Origin of the sequence: Kitasatospora sp. NPDC057542 (genome assembly GCF_042801945.1) — a bacterium.
Lineage (GTDB): Bacteria > Actinomycetota > Actinomycetes > Streptomycetales > Streptomycetaceae > Kitasatospora.
On sequence record NZ_JBHVFE010000564.1, the window covers coordinates 1 to 5,191 of the forward strand.

Annotated in this window: 8 protein-coding genes; 6 read left to right on the forward strand and 2 right to left on the reverse strand. The window is 67.3% G+C overall.

What is annotated here, in order from left to right:
• The 5 genes from ACFU7Y_RS39620 to ACFU7Y_RS39640 all read left to right on the forward strand — a co-directional run.
• A partial coding sequence (locus ACFU7Y_RS39620) for a hypothetical protein (RefSeq protein ID WP_380771268.1) occupies positions 1–401 on the forward strand: 401 nt, incomplete at its 5' end.
• Positions 376–906 (forward strand): DUF6879 family protein, encoded by a 531-nt coding sequence (locus ACFU7Y_RS39625; protein ID WP_224281214.1) that lies wholly within the window; start codon positions 376–378, stop codon positions 904–906. The genes ACFU7Y_RS39620 and ACFU7Y_RS39625, both read left to right, overlap by 26 nt.
• 26 nt (positions 907–932) lie before the next feature.
• Complete coding sequence (locus tag ACFU7Y_RS39630; protein ID WP_224281213.1) at positions 933–1,781, forward strand: DUF5753 domain-containing protein; 849 nt, start codon at positions 933–935, stop codon at positions 1,779–1,781.
• Between the two features lie 157 nt (positions 1,782–1,938).
• Complete coding sequence (locus ACFU7Y_RS39635; protein WP_380771269.1) at positions 1,939–2,424, forward strand: glycine-rich domain-containing protein; 486 nt, start codon at positions 1,939–1,941, stop codon at positions 2,422–2,424.
• Between the two features lie 61 nt (positions 2,425–2,485).
• Positions 2,486–3,397 (forward strand): phosphotransferase, encoded by a 912-nt coding sequence (locus tag ACFU7Y_RS39640; protein WP_224281211.1) that lies wholly within the window; start codon positions 2,486–2,488, stop codon positions 3,395–3,397.
• Here the strand turns inward: ACFU7Y_RS39640 and ACFU7Y_RS39645 are convergent.
• The gene (locus tag ACFU7Y_RS39645; RefSeq protein ID WP_380771270.1) at positions 3,354–3,569 is read right to left on the reverse strand and encodes a DUF397 domain-containing protein; all 216 of its coding nucleotides are present in this window, start codon (positions 3,567–3,569) and stop codon (positions 3,354–3,356) included. The genes ACFU7Y_RS39640 and ACFU7Y_RS39645 overlap by 44 nt on opposite strands.
• Positions 3,566–4,450, reverse strand: coding sequence for a helix-turn-helix domain-containing protein (locus tag ACFU7Y_RS39650; RefSeq protein WP_380771271.1), 885 nt, complete (start codon positions 4,448–4,450; stop codon positions 3,566–3,568). The genes ACFU7Y_RS39645 and ACFU7Y_RS39650 overlap by 4 nt, the downstream gene beginning before the upstream one ends.
• A gap of 250 nt (positions 4,451–4,700) precedes the next feature.
• On the opposite strand from ACFU7Y_RS39650, the gene ACFU7Y_RS39655 reads away from it, so the two are divergent.
• Complete coding sequence (locus ACFU7Y_RS39655; RefSeq protein WP_380771272.1) at positions 4,701–5,141, forward strand: ATP-binding protein; 441 nt, start codon at positions 4,701–4,703, stop codon at positions 5,139–5,141.
• Positions 5,142–5,191 lie beyond the last annotated feature (50 nt).

Sequence of the window (5,191 nt, forward strand, 5' to 3'; positions counted from 1 at the left end):
CCTTCGAGGTGACCTCGAAGGCCAGCGCCATTCACAACGGAATGCATCCATCCGCCTACAGTGCGCTCTTGACGATCCATGCGTTCTCCGTAAGGGTGCAGGCGCAACAGTGCGCAACTGGCTTGATACGGGAGGGCGCCGTGGAGCTGGATTTCATCGGGATCGACCCCGAGACCGGCAAAGAGGGCTCACCGACTGTGTGGGTGGACCACGCGCGAGGGGAGATCGTTGTCCAGAGCTGGGACGCCGGTGAAGAGCTGGTGGCCACGATCAGCGGAACTGCGTGGGCACCTGGCCACACACCCGGCGTTCCTGAGGGCGAGACCCCAATCCGAATCCCGGCACGGATGGTGCCGATCTTGAGGGAGGCGTGCGATGTGGTTGAACGTGCCGGACTTTGATCAACTCATGCACTCCGCGCAGCACTCGGCGATCCACCTGGAGATGCGTGACTCCTATGGCGTCCCCGACGAGGAGCAGGCAGTCGAGCGCTTCCGGGAGACGGGGAAATCGGATCTGGACCCGGAGTCGGAGTACTGGCATGAGTGGACTGCCATGGTGCGCAAGGCGACGATGCGAGGCGTGGCCGTCCGTCGAGCCCGGATTGTTTCCGAGCCGGTCACCCTTTACACGCGGTACTTGCATGCCATGACCCCGGTCAACATCGCCGCCGGCGAAGACGTCCGCTGGCTCCCCCGCCACAACACCTCCGACCTGGCGCTACCTGGCAATGACTTCTGGGCGTTCGACGGTCATGCCGTTCGCTTCAACCACTTCACCGGTGACGGCGACTGGGCCGAGCCGCGTACCTCATACACGGAGGACGCCGCCGTGGCGAGGCTCTGCGTGTCCGCGTTCGAAGCGGTGTGGGAGCGCGGGACCCCGCACGATCGATTCACCGTCTGACCACCGAGGCACCGAGCAGGCACTCCATGGCGGTATCCCCATCGTCCAGCGCCCGAGTAGCTCGGGTCGCCATCGCGGCGCGCTTGCGCGAGTTGATGCTGGACGCCCGGGTCGATGGCAAAGAGCTCTCTGCCCGGTGCCAGTGGCATCCGTCGAAGACGTCGCGCATCCTGAGCGGGAAATCCTCCCCGTCCGAGAATGACATCCGCTCCTGGTGCGCGGCGTGCAGCTCGGACGATCAGGCGGCAGACCTGATCGCGTCGTCCCGTGCGGTGGAGTTGATGTACCTGGAGTGGCGCAAGCTCCACCGCAACGGCATGCGCCAGGTCCAGAAAGAGTCTCTGTCCCAGCACGCGAGCACCGCCGTGTGCCGTGCGTATGTCTCGAACGTGGTGCCGGGTTTTCTTCAGACCGAGGCGTACGCGACCGCGCTCATGCGCAGCATCACTGATTTCCAGGGCACGCCGGACGACGTCTCGGAGGCGGTGACGGCCCGGTTGGAGCGTGGCCGGCTGTTGTACGAAGGCAACCACCGCTTCGTCGTCCTGGCCGAAGAGGCCGTCCTCAGGTACCGCATCGGCGATCCGGACACCATGGCCGGCCAGCTCGGCCATCTGCTTGCGGTGATGCCGCTTCCGTCCGTCTCGCTCGGCATCATCCCGTTCACCGCGCGGCGCCGCTTCTGGCCGCTGGAGGCGTTCTACCTCTTCGACAATCAGGAAGCAGCGGTGGAGACACTGACTGCGGAGATCAGCGTCGTCCAGCCACGCGAACTTACGGACTACCACCGCGCCTTCGCCGAGTTGACCAAGATGGCCGTCTACGGTGCTTCCGCCCGCGTGCTGATCGCCTCCGCGATCGGCGCTCTCGATTGAGAATCCGCAATCAGCCGCAATCGCGTTGAGTGGTCGCCCGGTTACTCCCGACCGTCGAACGCGTCGCCCGGCCTGACTCGCGAGTCATGACCTGCATGGCGACGCCCGGCCACGTACTAGCCGCACGGCCGGACCGAACCGATCAAGGGAGCACAGCATGAGCCCCGTAAGCACGGCACAGATCACCGGCCGAGCCCTGATCGACGGCGCCCTGTTCGGGCGCCTGGTTCACCGGATCGTCCACGACCAGGACATGGAGCAGCAGCTCGCGGAACGGATCGTGGACCAGGCCCTCGCGTTCCTCGGCACGTGCGCTGCCACGCCCGGTGCGCGGCTGTCGCCGTCGCTCCTGGTCGACCACGGGTGGCACGCCTTCCTGATGTACACCCGTGAGTACGCCGGGTTCTGCGACCGCGTTGCGGGCGGTTTCCTCCACCACAACCCGGAGGATGGCGACAGCCCCGTGAAGGGTGCGAGCATCGCTGCCACCATGGCCGCGCTCAAGGCGACCGGCTACCGGGTGGACACCGAGCTGTGGGCCATGTCCGCCGAATGCTCCGAAGGCAGCGGCGGCGACGGCTCCGACAGCAGCGGAAGCGGCAACTGCTCGCAGTGCCACCAGGGTTGCCACAACTCCAACTGACCACCGGCCAGGCCGGACGGTGAGGGCGCCGTTCGGCCCGGCCTGATCCCGAGGGAAGGCCATGCGCCACCAGTGGACCGATCTGCCGACTGCGGTCCGTGACCTGATCGCCGGGAGGTGCGGCACCGTCACCGGGGTGACGGTGCCGGATGCCGGCGAGATCGCCGAGTTCGCCGCCGCCCTGGACACGGCCACCGGCCGCCTGTTCGTGAAGGCGGCCCGGCTCGACAGCCCGAACCTGTGGATGGCTCGCAAGGAGGCGCAAGCCGCTCCGGTGGTACGGGGAATCGGCGCGGGTCTGTTGTGGCAGGGGGAGGCCGGCGGCTGGCTGGTCACCGCCTTCGAGTACGTACCGGGACGGCACGCCGACCTTTCTCCCGGTTCGTCGGACCTGCCACTCATCGCCCGGACGCTGGCGGGCCTCGCCGACAAGCTCACCCCTGCACCCGCGCTGCGAACGTTCAGCCTCGCGCAGCGGTGGACCGGCTCGGCGCTGTGGCCCGAGATCGCCGCCGCAGAGGGACTGACCCCGTGGCAGGCCGCACACCTGGACGCGCTCACCGTGCTGGAGAGCCGGGTATCGGACGCGGTCGTCGGTGACACGTTGGCCCACACCGACATGACCGGGTCGAACATCCTGCTCGACGGTGCCCGGGTACGCGTCATCGACTGGTCATGGCCGGCCCGGGCCGCCGCCTGGGCCGACACCGCCTCGCTGGTTCCGCGCTTGATCGCCGCCGGTCACACCATCACGCAGGCGCAACGGTGGGCGATGACGGTCCCGTGCTACGCCGTCGCCGATCCCGCGAGAGTGGCCTCCTTGGCCGCTGTGGTCGCGGCCCGGTGGCAGCTGCGCGCGATCCGGGACGGCGGCACGTGGGTCGCCCTCTCGGCGGCGGCTGAGACGTGGGTCGCAGGTCTGCTGCCAGTCAGCGCTTCCCGGGGAAGTCACCCGCGCGAACGCCGGCGATGAACGCGGTCCAGGCATCGCTGGCGAAGAGGAGGGAAGGCCCCTGCGGGTCCTTGGAGTCACGGACGGGATGCACCCCCGGAAGCCCGTCCGCGACCTCGATGCACTCGTTGTCAGGGCCGCTGAACGAGCTCTTGCGCCATATGGCAGCGGAGAGGTCGGGGGTTCGGGTCATGAGCCGTGCTCCTTGATCGAGTTGATCAGTTCCAGGGATTCCGCACATGAGAGCGCCTTGGTGCAGACATCGTTCCAGAGCTCCTGGTATGCCTCCACCTCGGTTGCGCCCTCAAGCCACATGGAGCCCGAGGGGTTGTCCAGCAGGACGACATCCATCGCGGCCTCCGACGGGAATCCCAGGATCACGTAGGGCCCGGACATGCTGGCGTGCGCGCCCACGCTGAACGGCACTACCCGGATGGTCACGTTGGGCATGGATGCGGCAGTCGCCAAGTGCGCGAGCTGACCCTTCAGGACAGCCGGGCCGCCGACCTGCTGCCGCAAAGCGCCTTCGGCCAGCACAACGGAGAGGGACAGTGGCGGATCAGCCGTCAACCGCTGCTGCCTCATCAGGCGAACGGTCACGAACTGTTCGATCTCCTCCGGCTGCTTCCAGCGACGACCCGCTGCGGTGAGCGCACGCGCGTAGTCCGGGGTCTGCAACAGCGCCGGGATCATCTGGCTTTGGAATGTGCGCACGGACGATGCGACCGCCTCCAGTGCGATGAAGTCGCGATAGGTGTCTGCGAGCACGTTTCCGTACTCGCTCCACCAACCGTTGCCGCGCCGCCGTTTGTTGGCCGTACGGGCCAGCTCGGCAAGGCGTTCATGAATTGCTTGTTCATCGACGCGGTACAGCTGGAGCATCGCAGTGAGATCCGGGATCCGAACAGGGCTACGACCATTCTCGATTCGCGAGATCTTGCCCTTGGTGCAGTCCAATGCCTCGGCAACCGTGCTGGTGCTCAGGCCCGCACGCTCCCGCATGCCGCGCAACTCCTCTCCCAACTGCCGCCCCAGCACGGTGGATGGCGCGCTCGCTACACGATCCGCTTGCATGCGATCTCCTCTGATCGGCAGTCAATCTGCGCTCACCGTAACGGTATGGGGCGATCTCGGCTTCTCGCATCTTTTCCTTAAGCAACGTTGCGGATGACCTTAAGACGGGGGCATGCTACTTGGCGTAGCTAGTCGCGCCACAGAGCGTGATCAAGGCGGGCTTGCTGCCGGGCATCCCTATGCCTCAATCCGTCACCGGGCCGCTTTCCGCCCGGCCTTGATCCCCAACCGCACCGAAGGTGGCTCCGCCATGCCTGAAGCCGACACCCCTGTGACCCCCGCCCCGACCCGCAGCTGCTGGTTCCCGCGTTCCCGCCGTTCGCCGCTGCTCGCTCGGCAGATGCTGCGCAAGCTGCTCGACACGGTGCCCGACGGCCGCGACCGCTACGCCGAGATCGGCGAGCTGCTTGTCACGGAGCTGGTGGGCAATGCCGTGCTCCACTCGGGCATGCCGGGGCGGCTGATCTGGGTGTCGTTCGACGTAAACGACACGCGGCTCCGCATCGAGGTGCACGATGCGAGCGGCCGTCCGCCGGTGCCCCAGCAGCCCAGCCCCATCGCGGGGTGTGGGCGCGGGCTACTCCTTGTGGAGGCCCTCGCCACCGAGTGGGGGCACTTCCCGCGCCCGAGCGGGGTCGGCAAGGTGGTCTGGGCCGAGTGCGCGCCTGAGGTACTGGCCGCGAAGCAGTGAGCCGAATACAGCCCCGCCCTATTGCCGTCGCCGCTTCGGCTGTGCCGAAG

What these genes read in the sequence shown, in the direction of transcription:
- ACFU7Y_RS39650 (WP_380771271.1), bottom strand. Translation starts at nt 4,450, where the DNA reads ATGCAAGCGGATCGTGTAGCGAGCGCGCCATCCACCGTGCTGGGGCGG.
- ACFU7Y_RS39630 (WP_224281213.1), top strand. Translation starts at nt 933, where the DNA reads ATGGCGGTATCCCCATCGTCCAGCGCCCGAGTAGCTCGGGTCGCCATC.
- ACFU7Y_RS39645 (WP_380771270.1), bottom strand. Translation starts at nt 3,569, where the DNA reads ATGACCCGAACCCCCGACCTCTCCGCTGCCATATGGCGCAAGAGCTCG.
- ACFU7Y_RS39640 (WP_224281211.1), top strand. Translation starts at nt 2,486, where the DNA reads ATGCGCCACCAGTGGACCGATCTGCCGACTGCGGTCCGTGACCTGATC.
- ACFU7Y_RS39655 (WP_380771272.1), top strand. Translation starts at nt 4,701, where the DNA reads ATGCCTGAAGCCGACACCCCTGTGACCCCCGCCCCGACCCGCAGCTGC.
- ACFU7Y_RS39625 (WP_224281214.1), top strand. Translation starts at nt 376, where the DNA reads ATGTGGTTGAACGTGCCGGACTTTGATCAACTCATGCACTCCGCGCAG.
- ACFU7Y_RS39635 (WP_380771269.1), top strand. Translation starts at nt 1,939, where the DNA reads ATGAGCCCCGTAAGCACGGCACAGATCACCGGCCGAGCCCTGATCGAC.